Genomic DNA, 16,466 nt, shown 5'->3' on the forward strand with positions numbered 1-16,466 from the left:
ACCGCTGGAAAACAACACAAACAGGGTTAATCGCCAAAAATGGCGTAAACATGCGCATAAAAAGCTGCCGGCGGCGCGACGCGGCGGCGCAAACCAATGACCCGCACTGATCGGACTTGTTCAGCGTACACTTGTACGCTAGAGTGACTTCCCCGAAGGCTACAATTATGGTAGTCACCTGCGCAAAACGGGCCGGCTTGGGGCACCAGGAGCGTTCAGCCATGCAAAAAACCAATATCGGCGCGATGGATTGCCCCATCGCGCAATCGCTTGAGCTGGTGGGGGAATGGTGGAGCATGTTGATTTTACGCGACGCCTTCCAGGGACTCAGCAAGTTTGATGAATTTCAGCGCAGCCTGGGTCTGTCGCCGACCATGCTTACCCGTCGGCTGAAAACCCTGGTGCGCAACGGCATTTTATACAAACAGGCCTACAGCACGCGTCCGGCGCGGTTTGAATATTTACTGACCGAACGGGGCGAGGCGTTTTTTCCGGTACTGCTGACCCTGCTGCAATGGGGCAACCAGGCCCTTGCGCAGGAGGATATCGCCATCGTGCCTGTTAACCGCCGGCATGCCGGGAAAGTCGCGCCGGTGCTCGTCGACCGGGATACCGGCGAGACGCTCACCCATCTAAACGTCACAATTGCCGCCGGGCCGCGTGCTGGTGAAAGCATAAAGCGTCGGCTGGAAACAAGACAGGAAAAGCAAAACCATCATGATGCATATCCGCACAAGGAATTTTTATGAGTAACCGTCGAATCGTTATTACCGGTATGGGCGCGGTATCGCCTTTAGGCTGCGGTACAGAAACCGTATGGCGGCGCCTGCTGGCGGGCCAGTCCGGCATCCGCCCCTTGCCGGAGGCGATGGTTGCACAACTGCCGGTGAAAATCGGCGGCCAGGTTCCCGACCCGGAACAAGACCCGGAAGGCGGCCTGTATCCGGACCGTTTTGTGCCGCCGAAAGACCAGAAGAAAATGGACCGGTTTATCCTGTTCGCCATGGCGGCGGCCGATGAAGCGCTGCGCCAGGCGGGCTGGACGGCAAGCACGGATGAGCAGAAAGAACGCACCGCGACCATTATCGCCACCGGCATCGGCGGTTTCCCGGCCATCGCCAACGCGGTGCGCACCTCGGATAATCGCGGTCCGGGCCGGCTGTCGCCCTTTACGGTGCCGTCGTTTCTCGCCAACCTGGCCGCCGGCCATGTTTCCATTAAACACCAGTTCAAAGGGCCGATCGGCGCGCCGGTTACCGCCTGCGCGGCGGGTGTGCAGGCTATTGGCGACGCGGTGCGCCTGATCCGCAACGACGAGGCGGATATTGCCTTGTGCGGCGGCGCCGAGGCCGCCATCGATACCGTCAGCCTGGGAGGGTTTGCCGCCGCCAGGGCCATTTCCACGCATTTCAACGCCGCTCCCGCCACCGCCTCGCGTCCGTTCGATCGCGACCGCGATGGTTTTGTCATGGGGGAAGGCGCCGGACTGCTGGTGGTTGAAGAACTCGAGCACGCGCTGGCGCGCGGCGCCACGCCGCTGGCGGAAATCATCGGCTACGGCACCAGCGCCGATGCCTACCATATGACGTCGGGTGCGGAAGACGGCGACGGCGCCTACCGGGCGATGAAGATCGCCCTGCGCCAGGGCGGTATCACCCCCGCGCAGGTACGGCATCTGAATGCTCATGCCACCTCGACGCCGGTGGGGGATCTGGGCGAGATCAACGCGGTAAAACATCTGTTCGGCGACCACAGCGAACTGGCCATTACCTCCACCAAATCGGCCACCGGGCATCTGCTGGGCGCCGCAGGCGGCCTGGAAGCCATCTTTACCGTGCTGGCGCTGCGCGACCAAATCGTGCCCGCCACCCTTAACCTGGACAATCCCGATCCGGCGGCGGCGGGTTTGCATCTGGTGCGCGGCGAGCCGGAACCGGTGGCCATGACCTATGCGCTGTCCAATGGTTTTGGTTTTGGCGGCGTGAACGCCAGCATCCTGCTAAAACGCTGGGAATGATTGCGTCGCTTTCCCGTCCGTCAGGGCGGGAAAGCGTTGTTTCCCGCCATCAGGGGCGCCGCGTTGACGCGCTTGATATCGTCTCCGATGGCACGCCGGGAGCATAAGTTTCCGGCGTGGCGCCGCTCTTAGGTCCTTGTGCAACCGGGGCACTCGTTATATATTTCATTACACACCGAATTCCTCCTCCCATAGCGATTATTATGTCTCACTTTGCAGCACGTTTACGCGTTTTCCTCACGTTTGTCCTCCTTTCCCTGGCGATGACGGCCAGCGCCGGCGCTGCCGCGGCGCGGACCCTCACCGATCAGCTGGGGCGCAGCGTTACGCTACCCGACCGCGTGGACCGGGTGGTGGTATTGCAACATCAAACCCTGAACCTGCTGGTGCAACTGGACGCGGCGGACGACGTGGTCGGCGTGCTGTCGAGCTGGAAAAAGCAGCTTGGACCGGATTTTGCCCGCTTCGCTCCGCGCCTGGCGACCCTGCCGATGCCCGGCGATCTTAACCAGGTGAATATCGAAAGCCTGCTGGCGCTGCATCCCCAGGTGGTGTTTGTCGCCAATTACGCGCCGCCGGAAATGATCAGGCAAATAGAATCCGCCGGGATCCCGGTGATCGCGGTGTCGTTACGCCAGGATCAGCCGGGGGAACAGGGCAAGCTCAATCCCGCCATGGCGGATGAGGAAGAGGCATACAACCAGGGCTTGCGCCAGGGTATCCGGCTGATAGCCGAGGTGGTAAACCGCCGGGATCAGGGCGAGGCGCTGATTAACTATACCTTCAGCGCGCGGGCGCGTACCGACGACCGGCTCAAGGACATTCCAGCCGATAAGCGTATCCGCGTGTATATGGCCAACCCGGAGTTAACCACTTACGGCGCGGGCAAGTATACCGGCCTGATGATGCGCCACGCCGGCGCGCTGAACGTGGCCGCCGCCAGCGTCAGCGGCTTTAAGCAGGTGTCGATGGAACAGGTGCTGGCCTGGGATCCGCAGGTGATTTTTGTCCAGGACCGCTATCCTGAGGTGGTGCAACAGATTAACGGCGATCCGGCCTGGCAATCCGTCGACGCGGTTAAACATCACCGGGTCTATCTGATGCCGGAATATGCCAAGGCCTGGGGATATCCGATGCCGGAGGCGCTGGCCGTCGGCGAGCTCTGGATGGCGAAAAAGCTCTATCCGCAGCGTTTTGCCGATGTGGATATCGATAAGCAGGCCGATGCCTATTATCGCCATTTTTACCGCATGGCGTGGCGGCCGCGTCCCGATGCCGGCTAGGGCGAAGCCAGAGCTTAGCGCCGCGGCCCCCTGGCTGCTGGCGGTGCTGACGATCGCCATGGTTTTCCTGTCCCTGGGCATCGGGCAGTTCAGCCTGTCGCCCCTGCGCGTCATGCAGCAACTGGCCCATCCCCTGCAGCCGGGAACATTGGACTACCAGGTTATCTGGACCATCCGTATGCCGCGCATCCTTACCGCCTGCCTGGCGGGCGGGGCGCTGGCGCTGTGCGGCGCCGCGTTGCAGGGGGTATTCCATAATCCGCTGGTGGATCCCCATATTATCGGCGTCAGCGCGGGCGCCGCGTTTGGCGGCACCCTGGCTATCCTGCTTGGCCTCGCGCCGCTGCTGCTGATGGCCTCCACCTTTTTCTTCGGCCTGCTGGCGCTGCTGCTGGTGTATATGATTGCCGCCACCCTGGGGCGCGAAAACCGGCTGATGCTGATCCTGGCGGGCATTATCCTGGGCGGCTTTTTTGCCGCGCTGGTCAGCCTGCTGCAATATCTGGCCGATACCGAGGAAAAGCTGCCGAGTATCGTATTTTGGCTGTTGGGCAGCTTCGCCACCGCCAGCTGGCATAAGTTGCTGATGCTGTTCGCGCCGGTACTGGGCGCGGGTACGCTGCTGTATCGCCTGCGCTGGCGCATCAATATTCTTTCCCTGGGCGACGACGATGCGCGCGCGCTGGGCATGGCGGTGGTTAACCTGCGGCGCCTGGTCTTGGTGCTGTGCGCGCTGCTGACGGCGGCGCAGGTGGCGGTCAGCGGCAGTATAGGCTGGATTGGGCTGGTGATCCCGCACCTTGCGCGCATGCTGGTGGGCGCCGATCACCGGCGCCTGTTGCCCACGGCGTTCTGGCTCGGCGGCGCCTTTATGGTGCTGGTGGACGATGTGGCGCGTACGCTAAGCCAGGCCGAAATCCCTCTGGGCATTATTACCGCGCTGCTCGGCGCGCCGCTGTTTGCCTGGCTGCTGATCCGCGACAGCCGCGGGAGAACGCAATGATCGGCGCTACGCTCAATGCCCGGGGCCTGGCATTCGGTCATGGGGAGCCGTTATTCCGGCCGCTGGACTTCGCCTGCGAGCCCGGCGAGATCTGCGCCGTCCTTGGCGCCAACGGGCGCGGCAAGAGCACGTTGCTGCATACCCTGGTCGGTATTCTGCCCGCACTGAGCGGCGATATCCGCTGCCACGGCGGTATTGGTTTTGTCCCGCAGCGTTTTACGCCGGCCTTTTCCTACCGGGTGTTTGATATCGTGCTGATGGGACGGGCGGGCCACGTCGGGCTGTTGCAGATGCCCTCGCGCCGGGACGAAGCCATGGCCCGTGAGGCGCTGGAGATGCTGGGAATCGCGGCGCTGGCGCCGCGCGCCTACCTGTCGCTGTCGGGCGGACAGCAGCAACTGGTGCTGATCGCCAGGGCGTTGGCGACCCACAGCGATTTGCTGGTGCTGGATGAACCCATGGCGGCGCTGGATTTGTTTAACCAGCAGGCGGTGATGCGCCTGATCCGCCGGCTGGCCCGCCGCCATGGCGTCAGCGTGCTGTTTACCACCCACGATCCCTGCCATGCGTCGCTGCTGGCCGATAATACCGTGCTGCTGTTGCCGGAGCGGGAGTGGCTGCACGGCGCCTCGCGTACGGTATTAAGCGAAGAAAACCTGAAACGCGCCTACGATATCGTGGTCAAGGGGATAGATATTGATGACCGGGGCCGGCAACATCGGGTCCTGGCTCCGCTGTTTGACCTGCGCGGGCCGGATGCGGCGTCATAAGATTGCGCCAAGCGGGCGCTATGGCGATTGTCTCGCCTGCGTCGCGCTCAGGACAAGGGGGCGCAGGGGGACAGGAATCCGGCTTGGCGCAAAAAAAACTGCCCCGGCGCCGAAAGAATAAAGTCCGCGAGCGCGCGGGCCGGCGCCGAACGCAGCGCCAGGGCATAGGTGGCGAAGACATTATGGCAGTCCGGGATAACGACCACCCGCAGCGTCGGATCCTGTTCAAGCCTTGGCGCGTAATGCGCGTAGCCGATAAAGATATCGGCCAGCCCACGGCGGATAATCCACCCGGCGGCCAGCTCGCCCGCGGGAATGGGCGCGGTATCCGCGCCGCCCACCAGCGGCCGGGCGCGCTGTTTCAGAGGGGCCGCGCCGGTATGCAACAGGGCGGCGGCGGTATTGAACAATTGCCAGGCGTAGTCGCCGGAAGGATCGCAGCCTGGCGTGGAGGTGCCGATAACCAACCCGGGATCGCTCAACAGCGCCAGCCAGTCGGCGCCGTCGGTGCGCGGTCCGCGTTTTACCGTCAGGCACAACCGGTTGCGGGCAAAGGGCCGGACCTCCAGCGCCAACCCCTTTTCCCGCAGCCGGGCGGGATGGCCGGTATTGGCCGAGGCGAACAGATCGCAGTGCTCGCCCGCCTCGATGCGCCGGGACAGCAGGCCGGCGGGGCCGAACTCCACCGTCACCTGTTGGCCGGCAACGGTACGGTAACGGGCCAGCAGCGGCGTTAGCGCCGGGCGCAGGCTGCCGGCGGCCAATACAATCAATGGTGACATGGTTTTCCCGTTAATAGGCTTGCTTTATGTAGCATCTGGATCGCTATTATATATGCTATTCATGGCCATTCTGTAAATAAAAGAAACCATAGCGTCTAACCTTATATTATCTGGCATTAGCGCAGCCGCCCTTTTGTTTTTTGGCTTGATATAATCATAATCAAAAGGCTTATTCTCAGCTATATCAGTAAGAAATCTTGCTATAAAATCGGCATTATCCATGACAGCATTTGCTTTCAACATCGGATCCCTAAGCAGCAGTTCACGAATCTGCTGCTTACCCAGGGCCATGTTGCCGCGATCGTAATTGAATGCCCTGGCAAAATCATCCTCAATATTAACGTAGTTTGTACAGCGGTTGTTTAGCGCATCATCAAAACTCTCCATAAACTCACTGGCATCTCCCACTCTGCTTGTAGAGGGTGATATCAAGAAATCTAATGAACCGGAATGGTGTGAAACTTCATGCAGCACGGTGTGGCGGGGTAGGGTGCTCAGGGGCTGCGCGGCATAAAAATTATCAACCATAATGATTACCCTGCTTTTTATATCGTCCGCATAAGTAAATCCCATGGGACTTTGGGCGCGATATGCGTAGGGGCGCGCCGATGTGGAGCAAGTGGCGAAAATGATGCTTTGTTTGGTGGTTTCGAAGTACTTTACAATCTGTTCGGTGTGATATCTCAGCCTGGTCATGGCCTGGAAAATAATGGACGGATCATCGGTTTTCAAAACCTTTGATAAATAACATTTTATTGGATTTTTTTCAGGATATTGCATAATGCCTTCCGGCAGTGTCATCGTTGTCCTATGGAACTTGTCCTTAACAAACGCCGCATGGCTATGGGCTCGATCCACTTCCTGAATAAATTGATTGATATGGTTTCTCAGCAAAGAAAATTCCGCTGGAATTTTTAAGATATCTTCTCCATAACCAAACTGGTAAGTTGTCGGCGAAGCATAATGCTGCTTAATAGCATCGGCAATATCGCGGGTATGGTCGAATTTATACGGATAAAGTTCAGCATAGAATCGGTTCATCGGCGCCATAAACGTGGAACGGTCGGGTATGCCAGCCAGATCAACCAATGGGTTGTCGGCCCATGCGGGCTGAGGTGGGTGCCCGTGGTTATTATTAAACATAAATTGAAGCTTTTGCTGTTCTTGTCCCCCACCAGCCAGGATTCCCGATTTAGATTGCGCGGTGTGCTCTCTTACCGGCGACGATAGCGGTTTTCCCTCATTGAGCCTGACCGGTGGTGGTATGCTCTTTTTCATTTCCGCGAATTTCAGTTTATCAACGAGTTTATCAAACTGGTTTTTTTTGCCATATTGTTCAAAATGTTTAATTAATTTTCTTAGGGAATGGCTGCTTATGGCGGACAATATGTCAACGCCAGGATCAGCGGCCTTGAGGGTACCTATTAGCAGAGAAGTGCTTTCTTTACCGGTTGGCAGCCTGATGTGATGGATAACTTGAGCGCCCGCCGACTTCAGGGTGTTTTTAGTCAGCGCATTACCAGCAAACACCATTTGGCTTTTACTCAACCCTTTGATAATACTGGCGCCAAATTTTTGGCTCACATCGGCTATTTTCGCAGTCACGGTAAAAAACGCCACAGCGTCCAGCAAACAGGCGGGAACGGCTTTTTCAAGATCGTGCTTCAAAGCACCATCAACACAGTCATAAAAGGGGATGATATTTTTTGCCACAGCCCATATTTTTTGCAGGTCAGAGAGCGTATATCCCGACTGATAAAGGGCATTATAGAATGTCTCCCGGTGGCTGTTTGTCATAAAAACAGTCAAGCCGTCGTTGGTTTGGTCCTCATTTTTGATGACGCTTTTTTCAGCCTCTCCGTTAAAATAGGCAATAAGCGGATGTAAATTACTGTATTCTTTTCTGCCATCATGCGGCAGATGCTGGTCAAACCGCATAATGTGATAACCAATGCCGATTTTCCCCTTCATGGCATAATAGCGTTTTTCACCGCTGAGGCTCACTGAAAAAACATCCGCTTCTTTGATATTATCAAAATCATAGTGGCCAGCGCCATTATCCCGCATGGCGGGAATAAGTGCGTTAGCCTTTAAGAAGGGTATTATCCGCAGGCGATGAATGATGGCGTGGTCTGCTAAAATAAAGTCACGCTCAGTTTTTTCTACTGAACCAAGCGCATTTTTGATCAGGATTTCATCCCACTCGGAATAACGGTCTGCGACAATATTGGTGTGCTTTTTGTACTCATTATCAAGGCTTTCCGGCGCTGTTTTACAGGGAACAAAGACGTTGTTTAAATAGGCTTCTTTGGCGTGCTTTTTGCCTTCACTGTTTCTCTGTTCAAGGGTCATCGCCGGATTGACCATGATGGTCAAAGGAAAAATAGTGTCGCGCGGGCAACGGTCAATGATACTGTCGGCAAGCTGCCCCCGTGTTAGCCATTGTTCTACGGCTTTCTTAAAGCGGTTGATTTTGTTGTCGAGGTCCTCGAGCGCGTTCCTTACCTGGACTCTGTGCGCCCGGTATTCGTCCAGCGCCCTGGCCCGCAGTAGCAACGGATTTGACTCCTCCTCGGCAATGAATTTCCCAGGATGGTTAACGGCCTGGAAGAGCAGGGCGGGCAGCGAGTAGTATTTAAGCATATCCGCGCTGACGCCGTCGCGCAGCGCAATATCCCATAATAGCGCGCCGGTTTTTACCACCTCGCGCCAATGGGTTTCCCCCAGGTTTATGCCGTTTTCATATAAAAATAATGAGCCGGAGAACAGCGAGGCGAATTCAAAATCATCCAGGGATAAGTGTTTTACCTGTGGGTCACGACCATAATAAGTCAATAGGGGGATGTGTTTGCATACCTCGCTGTCCCATTTGTTTTTTAATATCGCCTGGTCCGTTTCAGTCAAGATATTAAAATCCACTTTCCCTTCCGCTTGTAAGCCCTCAGAGGAAAGCAAGTACCTTATGCTGTCGATGGTAAACATAAAAGGGTAGCTGGCGTTAGCGACACTTATCGCCATTGCCATATCGGGTGATGTTCCCAGTATATTGTCGAAAAGCCACTGCCCGATGACTGAGCCGGCTTGTTCCGATGATAATGTGTCGTTCTTATGGGCGTCATAAAAATTGGCGGCGTTCAGCAGCAGCCGGGCGATAGATTTTTTATCCTTCGGCTCCGCGAAAGATAGGTATTTGGCAACCGCGGCGGTTATCTCCACCTTACTGAATTCATGCGGTTTCTTACCTTTATCCAGATAATGGGTTTTCTTGAGAAATCGAATAATTTGTTTGTTCTTATTGTGCAATTCGGCTGCGAACGCCCCGTCCCCACGCGTCGTAACATGGCCGCGATAGGGGTTAAGTCCGCGTGATGACGATGCTGTATCCTCCGGCAACGTTGCAAGCGGCATAAGCCTATTCAGGTCTGTACTGTTTAGCGCACCCAACGCTAACGGGTAAGGAAGAAGATTGTCCCGCACGCCGGCGCCTGCCAGGCCGCCGTCGATATTTCCCGACCGCCAGCGAAGAAAAGAGCCGTAAGCACAGGTCGCGCCGCCCAGAACGGCAACGCCCGCGAGCCAGATCTTCCAGTAAGACCTGGTTTGGCCGGCCGGCCGGCGGGTATCCGATGGTAATTTCAGGGCAACCTGTTCAGAGGAACAGGAGGCAACGTCAAGACGGTGTGAAAATGCCGTTTTCCCAGGCACAGGGCTTTTCTGTGCCTGATCCGCTTGGGGAACGGACTGATAAGGACCAGAACAGGGAGGTGAAGTGAGCGGAAGTCCTTTTTGCATGGGTGTATTCCTCAAAGCGAAACACGAAGAGGTATACATATTAGTTGTCCCGGGTAAAACAGTACGGCAACGGGATATCTCCGGACGGGTTAGGGGACCCGGCGGACAGGTGGAATTGCGCGCCGGGGTGTAGATCATGCCTTTCCGCCAATATGTTTTGGTTATGCTACCCTGAAGGGAAATAGATAATGAAAAAGTGTTTTATTTTCTGGACGTGATACGTGTCTCATAATGTTATGCAGACTATGCCTTGCTTCATAGTTTGACTGTGCGCGCTCTTTATACTAGAGGGGATCTAACGTCGAACCATTCCTTTACAAGTCTTAAGAGAATACAAGGGATCCTACAATGGACGAACAGCTAAAACAAAGCGCTTTGGATTTTCATCAGTTCCCGCAGCCCGGCAAGATCCAGGTTTCCCCGACCAAACCCTTGGCCACCCAGCACGATCTGGCGCTGGCCTATTCGCCGGGCGTCGCGGCGCCATGCCTGGAGATCGCCCGGGATCCGCTGGCCGCGTTTAAATATACCGCGCGCGGCAACCTGGTGGCGGTTATCTCCAACGGCACCGCGGTGCTGGGCTTGGGGAATATCGGCGCCCTGGCCGGCAAACCGGTGATGGAAGGCAAGGGCGTTTTGTTTAAGAAGTTTTCCGGCATCGATGTGTTTGATATCGAGGTGGATGAGCTGGATCCCGATAAGCTTATCGAGGTGATCGCCGCCCTGGAGCCGACCTTCGGCGGCATCAACCTGGAGGATATCAAGGCGCCGGAATGTTTTTATATCGAGAAAAAACTGCGTGAACGCATGAAAATCCCGGTATTCCACGACGATCAGCATGGCACCGCCATCATCTGCACCGCCGCGGTATTGAACGGCCTGCGGGTAGTGGAAAAGAATATGAGCGACGTCAAGCTGGTGGTCTCCGGCGCCGGCGCCGCCTCCATCGCCTGCCTGAACCTACTGGTGGCGCTGGGGCTGCAGCGTCATAATATCGTCGTTTGCGATTCGCGCGGCGTAATCTTCGAGGGCCGGGAAGAGAACATGGCGGAAACCAAGGCCGCCTACGCCATCAAGGATAACGGCATGCGCAGCCTGGCGGACGCCATCCCCGGCGCCGATATCTTTTTGGGCTGCTCAGGCCCCGGCGTGCTGACCCAGGCTATGGTGAAGACCATGGGGCCGCGGCCGCTGATTCTGGCGCTGGCCAATCCCGAGCCGGAAATTCTGCCGCCGCTGGCGAAGGCGGTGCGCCCCGATGCCATTATCTGTACCGGCCGCTCCGACTATCCCAATCAGGTCAATAACGTACTTTGCTTCCCGTTTATTTTTCGCGGCGCGCTGGACGTGGGCGCCACCACCATCAATGAGGAAATGAAGCTGGCCTGCGTGCGCGCCATCGCCGATCTGGCGCTGGCCGAGCAAAGCGATGTGGTGGCTTCCGCTTACGGCGACCAGGATGTGTCGTTCGGGCCGGAGTATATTATTCCCAAACCCTTCGACCCAAGGCTTATCGTCAAGATTGCCCCGGCGGTGGCGCGCGCAGCGATGGACTCCGGCGTGGCGACCCGTCCCATCAAGGATTTCGACGCTTATACCGAAAAACTGACCGAATTCGTCTATAAAACCAATCTGTTTATGCGGCCGATTTTCGCCCAGGCGCGCAAACAGCTGAAACGCGTGGTGCTGGCGGAAGGGGAGGAGGAACGCGTACTGCGCGCCACCCAGGAAATGGTCACCATGAAGCTGGCGCTGCCGATCCTGATCGGCCGCCCGAGCGTTATCGAGATGCGCTTGCAAAAGCTGGGCCTGCAGATTATCGCCGGCAAGGATTTTGAAGTGGTGAACAATGAATCCGACCCGCGTTTTAAGGAGTACTGGGGCGAATATTACCAGATCATGAAACGCCAGGGCGTCTCGCCCGAGCAGGCGCAGCGGGCGCTGATCGGCAATCCGTCGCTGATAGCCGCCATTATGGTGCGGCGCGGCGAGGCCGACGCAATGATCTGCGGCACCGTCGGCAGTTATCAAGAGCACTTTGCGGTGGTGGAATCGGTCTTCGGCTATCGCGAGGGCGTGCATGTGGCCGGCGCGATGAACGCGCTGCTGCTGCCCAGCGGCAATACCTTTATCGCCGATACCTATGTCAATGACGACCCGACGCCGGAGCAACTGGCGGAAATTACCCTGATGGCGGCCGAGACGGTGCGGCGGTTCGGCATCGAGCCCAAGGTGGCGTTGCTGTCGCACTCCAGTTTCGGCAGTTCGGATTGCCCGGCGGCGCGCAAGATGCGCAAGACCCTGCAATTGGTCAACCAGATGGCGCCCGATTTGGAAATTGACGGCGAGATGCACGGCGACGCGGCGCTGGTGGAAAGCATTCGCCGCGACCTGATGCCGGACAGCCCGCTCAAGGGCGCGGCCAACATCCTGATCATGCCCAATATGGAGGCCGCGCGCATCAGCTATAACCTGCTGCGGGTGTCCTCTTCCGAAGGCGTTACCGTCGGGCCGGTGCTGATGGGGGTGGCGAAACCGGTGCATATCCTCACGCCGGTGGCCTCGGTGCGGCGTATCGTCAATATGGTGGCGCTGGCGGTGGTGGAGGCGCAGACGGAACCATTGTAACCCCGCGGTATCGACGGGCCCGGCGCGCCATGGCTATGCTACTGCGCGCCGGGTTGCGCGTCCGGCGGAGCGCGGCGATATAAGCGCCGCGGATGACCGATATTGCCATAGCGCATTTCCACGCCGAGGAACCCGGTGTCAACGCAATATTCCAGATAGCGGCGAGCGGTGGTTTTGCTCAGCCCGGTGCGGCCGACGATATCGTCAACCGAAAGTAAATCACTGTCACCGGCGCTGAATATCTGCTTTACCAGACCGAGGGTATTTTCCTCGATGCCTTTGCTGCCGGCCTCCTGACTGAAGGTTTTCGACTGGAGCTGGTAGAGGATATCGACATTTTGCTGATCCACCACCTTAAACGCCCGCTGAGTCAAAGCAAACTGGATAAAACGCTCCAGGGAATGACGCAGGCGCTTCCAGGATACCGGTTTCAGAATATAGTCGAACGCGCCGCAGCGGATGGCCTGGCTGCAGGTGTTCATGTCGCTGGCGGCGGTAATGAAAATCACCGAGCACTCAAGCCCGCGCAGCAGTTCGCTGTCGATAAGCGAGATACCCTGGCCGTCGGGGAGATAATTATCCAGCAATATCAGCCGGGGACGTTTTTGCAGCAGCTGTTCGCGCGCTTCTTTCAACGTACCGGCAACGCCCACCAGCCGGAGCTTGTCGTGGTTATCGATAAAATCGGCATGCAGCCGCGCCAGTGAGCTTTCATCTTCAACAATAAGCACGTCAAAAATTTCAGGTTGCATAATAAGGTTCATCCGGGGTGAGGGGGCCCACCGTGGTCGCAAGGCTGGTTACGGGTATAAATACGGAAAATACCGTCCCGTAGGGTTGGTTGGCGGAGACTTCTATCGCGCCGCCGGCGTGGTGGACGTAGCTGGCGACCAGATGCAGACCCAGGCCATGGTCGCCATGAAGTTTGGTGGTCACGCCAAACGTAAAGATGCGTTCGACGTTGTCCTGCGCGATGCCGATACCCTGATCGGCGATTTCAATCACCAGTTCCCGGTCGCCGCCAACGATATAGACTTCGATCGGGTAATGCTCGCCCTCGCGCTGCAGGGTCGCTTCAATGGCGTTGTCGAGGATATTGCCGACCACCGACATTAATTCGGTGTCGCGCAGGCGGGGAGGAATGCGGGTTAAATGACAGGCCGGGTCGAACAGCAACTGCACGCCTTTTTCGCGGGCGCCGGCATATTTTCCCAGCAGCAGGCCGCACAGCGCCGGCGAGCAGAACCGCGCGGAGATGAAATCGAGTATTTCCTGGGCGCTTTCCGATTGTGCTTCAATATAATGGATGGCTTCGTCGTAACGTTTCATATGCAGCAAACCGGCAAGCGTGGCGGTCCAGTTCAGCTGTTCATGCCGCAGGATGCGCAGGTTGTCGGCATAACGTTTCACCTGGCTGAGTTGAATGCTCAGGCTATCGATATCCTTTTGGTCGCGGAAACTGATCACCCACCCCTGCAACTTGCCTTCCAGCATGATCCTTACCCGGCTGGCGATAACCGTGACGTCGTTGAACAGGCATATTTCGTCATGGGTGTCGCCGGCCAGCATGGTGTGTTCAGCGAGGAAAGCGATGGGTTTAATTACCGCCGACAAAGGGCGGCCGCGCAGTTCGCGCGAGGTGGCCGACAGGGATAATAATAATTTTGCCGCCCGGTTAATTTGCGCAATCCTGTATTCTTTATCAATGGCTATCACCCCTTCGAAGATCGATTCCAGCAGCGCCTTTTGCTGGCGCACCAATAAACCGATTTCCCGCGGCTCCAGTGAGAACATTTGCTTTTTCATGGTATTGGAAAACCACCATGAAAAGATAAACAACGCCAGCAGCAACAGTAATGCCACCAGCAGTATGTTAACCAATTTGCCGGCGCTGAGGGTGTCGATATGCGTTTTCAAATAGCCAATGGAGACGATGCCGATAATATTATTATGCTTGTCGAAAATAGGCGCTTTGCTGCGCAGGGATATGCCCAGACCGCCTTTACGAATGGAGATAATATTTTTCCCCGCCAGCACTTCGCTATTATCCCCGCCGATCATCGACTTGCCCACCTGCTCCGGATAACGCGAATGATACAAATGCAGCCCCTGCTGGTCGCCGATAACGATATAACTGGCGTCGCTGCGCTGGGCCAAGGTGTCCATCAGGGCGGCGATTGCGGCTATATCCTTGATTTTGACCGCGTCTATCAGCGATGGGATCATGGCGATTTCCCGCGCCTGCACCTGGGCCCGCGCACCGATTTCCGCATACAGTTGTTTATCGAGATCGTAGTAATAATAAATACCTATCAGCGTAAGCAGCAGCGAGAAAAAAACGATAAGGCTTATAAAAAGCTTTATATGGAATGAGATTCTCACGCGCATAATATACTTCGGCCATAGGAAGAATGATTACCTGATAATTCAGCTTATCATGATTAAAAAAGGCTGTAAGGGGCTGCCCCGCAAAATGTGATCGCAAACACAGCCTGGCAATGCTTTAGCCTTCCTCGTCCCGCGATTAAAAATAGCATCAGGTAAATATAATACATTCCCATCACCTTTCATTAACATATACCCTTGCCGGGAATTAAAACCATTAAAACACTAAAAACCATTAACGCCATAGACACCATTAAAACTTCATGGCGTTAAATTGAATCTATTGATTGTACATGAAATAATTAAAACCATTAAAATCTTAAATGCCTTTAAAATAGCGGTTTTAATTTGAATGCAATCACATATTTCATGCGTACTGGTCTTTATTATGCCTGCACTAATTGATAAAGGGGCAGATAATGAGCACGACAGATGATTCATATATTGTTGTCGCGGATACAACACACGCAAAAAAAATTTCCGCAAAGGAAAAATGGTGGCATATCCTGGATACCTGGAAAGTAGGTATTATTCCCCTGCCGCTATTTTTATTGGCCGGGGCGCTGATCGGCATTGATTGCCTGAGCGGGAAATTACCCAGCGATATCGTGGTAATGGTGGCCACGCTGGCATTTTTTGGCTTCGCCTGCGGTGAATTCGGCAAACGACTGCCGATTATCGGTAAAATGGGGGCCGCCGCCATCTGTGCCACCTTTATTCCTTCGGCGCTGGTGCATTACGGGTTATTACCCGATGTCGTGGTCGCTTCCACCACCGCGTTTTTTAAAACCACCAATATTCTTTATCTCTATATTTGCTGCATTATTGTCGGCAGCATCATGAGCATGAACCGGCGCACGCTGATCCAGGGATTCCTGCGCATTTTTTTCCCGATGCTGTGCGGCGAAGTGGCAGGCATGCTGGTGGGCATGGGCGTCGGGCTGATGCTCGGCCTGCCGCCGTTCCAGATTTTCTTTTTCCTGATCCTGCCCATCATGGCCGGCGGCGTCGGCGAGGGCGCCATTCCGCTCTCCATCGGCTACGCCTCGCTGTTGCACATGGAGCAGGGAGTGGCGCTTGGCCGCATCCTGCCGATTGTGATGCTCGGCGGCCTGACCGCCATTGTGATTGCCGGCTGCCTTAACCGCGTGGGCAAGCGTTATCCCCACCTCACCGGCGAAGGCAACCTGATGCCCACCAGGCCCGGCGCGCAAGACGCCGCCGACGCGGAACCGGCCCAGGCCGCCGCCGGTAAAACCGACGTGACCACCATTGCCGCCGGCGCGCTGCTGGCCGTGCTGCTCTATATGGTGGGCATGCTGGGCTATAAGCTTATCGGCCTGCCGGCGCCGGTGGGCATGCTGTTTATCGCGGTGCTGATCAAACTGGCCCACGGCGTATCGCCGCGCATGCTGGAAGGCTCGCAGGTGGTATATAAATTCTTCCAGACATCGGTGACCTATCCGATCCTGTTTGCCGTGGGCGTGGCCATCACCCCCTGGCAAGAGCTGGTCAACGCCTTCACCCTGACCAACCTGCTGGTGATAGTCAGCACCGTCGGCACCCTGGTCGGCACCGGTTTCCTGGTGGGCAAAAAAATCGGCATGCACCCCATCGACGTGGCCATCGTCTCCTGTTGCCAGAGCGGGCAGGGCGGCACCGGCGACGTGGCCATCCTCACCGCCGGCAACCGCATGGCGCTGATGCCGTTCGCCCAGATTGCCACCCGCATCGGCGGTGCCATCAATGTCTCGGTCGCGTTGCTGGTCTTGGGCAATTTTATTCTCTGAACCGGCGCCGGCGCCG

At 56.6% G+C, this 16,466-nt stretch carries 11 protein-coding genes; 7 read left to right on the plus strand and 4 right to left on the minus strand.

All coding sequences use genetic code 11. The features are described from left to right. Positions 1 to 221 precede the first annotated feature (221 nt). The 5 genes from ACL2XF_RS05130 (at position 222) to ACL2XF_RS05150 (ending at position 5,073) form a co-directional block, all read left to right on the plus strand. On the plus strand, positions 222 to 749 hold the full coding sequence (locus tag ACL2XF_RS05130; protein WP_410014638.1) for a winged helix-turn-helix transcriptional regulator: 528 nt from the start codon (positions 222 to 224) through the stop codon (positions 747 to 749). Further along, the gene (fabF, locus tag ACL2XF_RS05135) at positions 746 to 2,017 is read left to right on the plus strand and encodes a beta-ketoacyl-ACP synthase II (RefSeq protein ID WP_410014639.1); all 1,272 of its coding nucleotides are present in this window, start codon (positions 746 to 748) and stop codon (positions 2,015 to 2,017) included. Before ACL2XF_RS05130 ends, fabF begins: the two co-directional genes overlap by 4 nt. A 263-nt stretch (positions 2,018 to 2,280) precedes the next feature. Further along, complete coding sequence (locus tag ACL2XF_RS05140) at positions 2,281 to 3,300, plus strand: ABC transporter substrate-binding protein (protein ID WP_413728769.1); 1,020 nt, start codon at positions 2,281 to 2,283, stop codon at positions 3,298 to 3,300. Between the two features lie 58 nt (positions 3,301 to 3,358). Continuing rightward, positions 3,359 to 4,303, plus strand: coding sequence for a FecCD family ABC transporter permease (locus ACL2XF_RS05145; RefSeq protein WP_410016795.1), 945 nt, complete (start codon positions 3,359 to 3,361; stop codon positions 4,301 to 4,303). After that, entirely contained in the window at positions 4,303 to 5,073 is a 771-nt protein-coding gene (locus tag ACL2XF_RS05150) for an ABC transporter ATP-binding protein (RefSeq protein WP_413728770.1), read from the plus strand. The genes ACL2XF_RS05145 and ACL2XF_RS05150 overlap by 1 nt, the downstream gene beginning before the upstream one ends. A gap of 47 nt (positions 5,074 to 5,120) precedes the next feature. Here ACL2XF_RS05150 and ACL2XF_RS05155 read toward each other — a convergent pair whose 3' ends face one another. Continuing rightward, positions 5,121 to 5,855: a substrate-binding domain-containing protein gene (locus ACL2XF_RS05155; protein ID WP_410014640.1), complete on the minus strand. Its 735-nt coding sequence runs from the start codon at positions 5,853 to 5,855 to the stop codon at positions 5,121 to 5,123. Between the two features lie 24 nt (positions 5,856 to 5,879). Then, positions 5,880 to 9,647 (minus strand): hypothetical protein, encoded by a 3,768-nt coding sequence (locus ACL2XF_RS05160; RefSeq protein ID WP_413728159.1) that lies wholly within the window; start codon positions 9,645 to 9,647, stop codon positions 5,880 to 5,882. A gap of 348 nt (positions 9,648 to 9,995) precedes the next feature. Here ACL2XF_RS05160 and maeB point away from each other — a divergent pair, with 348 nt between their 5' ends. Beyond that, complete coding sequence (gene maeB / locus ACL2XF_RS05165) at positions 9,996 to 12,275, plus strand: NADP-dependent oxaloacetate-decarboxylating malate dehydrogenase (RefSeq protein WP_410014642.1); 2,280 nt, start codon at positions 9,996 to 9,998, stop codon at positions 12,273 to 12,275. 38 nt (positions 12,276 to 12,313) lie between these two features. On the opposite strand, the gene ACL2XF_RS05170 is transcribed toward maeB, so the two are convergent. Both ACL2XF_RS05170 and ACL2XF_RS05175 read right to left on the minus strand, forming a co-directional pair. Then, positions 12,314 to 13,027, minus strand: a complete 714-nt coding sequence (locus ACL2XF_RS05170; RefSeq protein ID WP_410014643.1) for a response regulator — start codon at positions 13,025 to 13,027, stop codon at positions 12,314 to 12,316. Beyond that, positions 13,017 to 14,663: an ATP-binding protein gene (locus tag ACL2XF_RS05175; RefSeq protein ID WP_413728160.1), complete on the minus strand. Its 1,647-nt coding sequence runs from the start codon at positions 14,661 to 14,663 to the stop codon at positions 13,017 to 13,019. Before ACL2XF_RS05175 ends, ACL2XF_RS05170 begins: the two co-directional genes overlap by 11 nt. Positions 14,664 to 15,079: 416 nt before the next feature. On the opposite strand from ACL2XF_RS05175, the gene ACL2XF_RS05180 reads away from it, so the two are divergent. Next, positions 15,080 to 16,450: a 2-hydroxycarboxylate transporter family protein gene (locus ACL2XF_RS05180; RefSeq protein ID WP_413728161.1), complete on the plus strand. Its 1,371-nt coding sequence runs from the start codon at positions 15,080 to 15,082 to the stop codon at positions 16,448 to 16,450. Positions 16,451 to 16,466: the final 16 nt, after the last annotated feature.

Source organism: Sodalis sp. RH19 (assembly GCF_047324215.1).
Classification (GTDB): domain Bacteria; phylum Pseudomonadota; class Gammaproteobacteria; order Enterobacterales; family Enterobacteriaceae; genus Acerihabitans.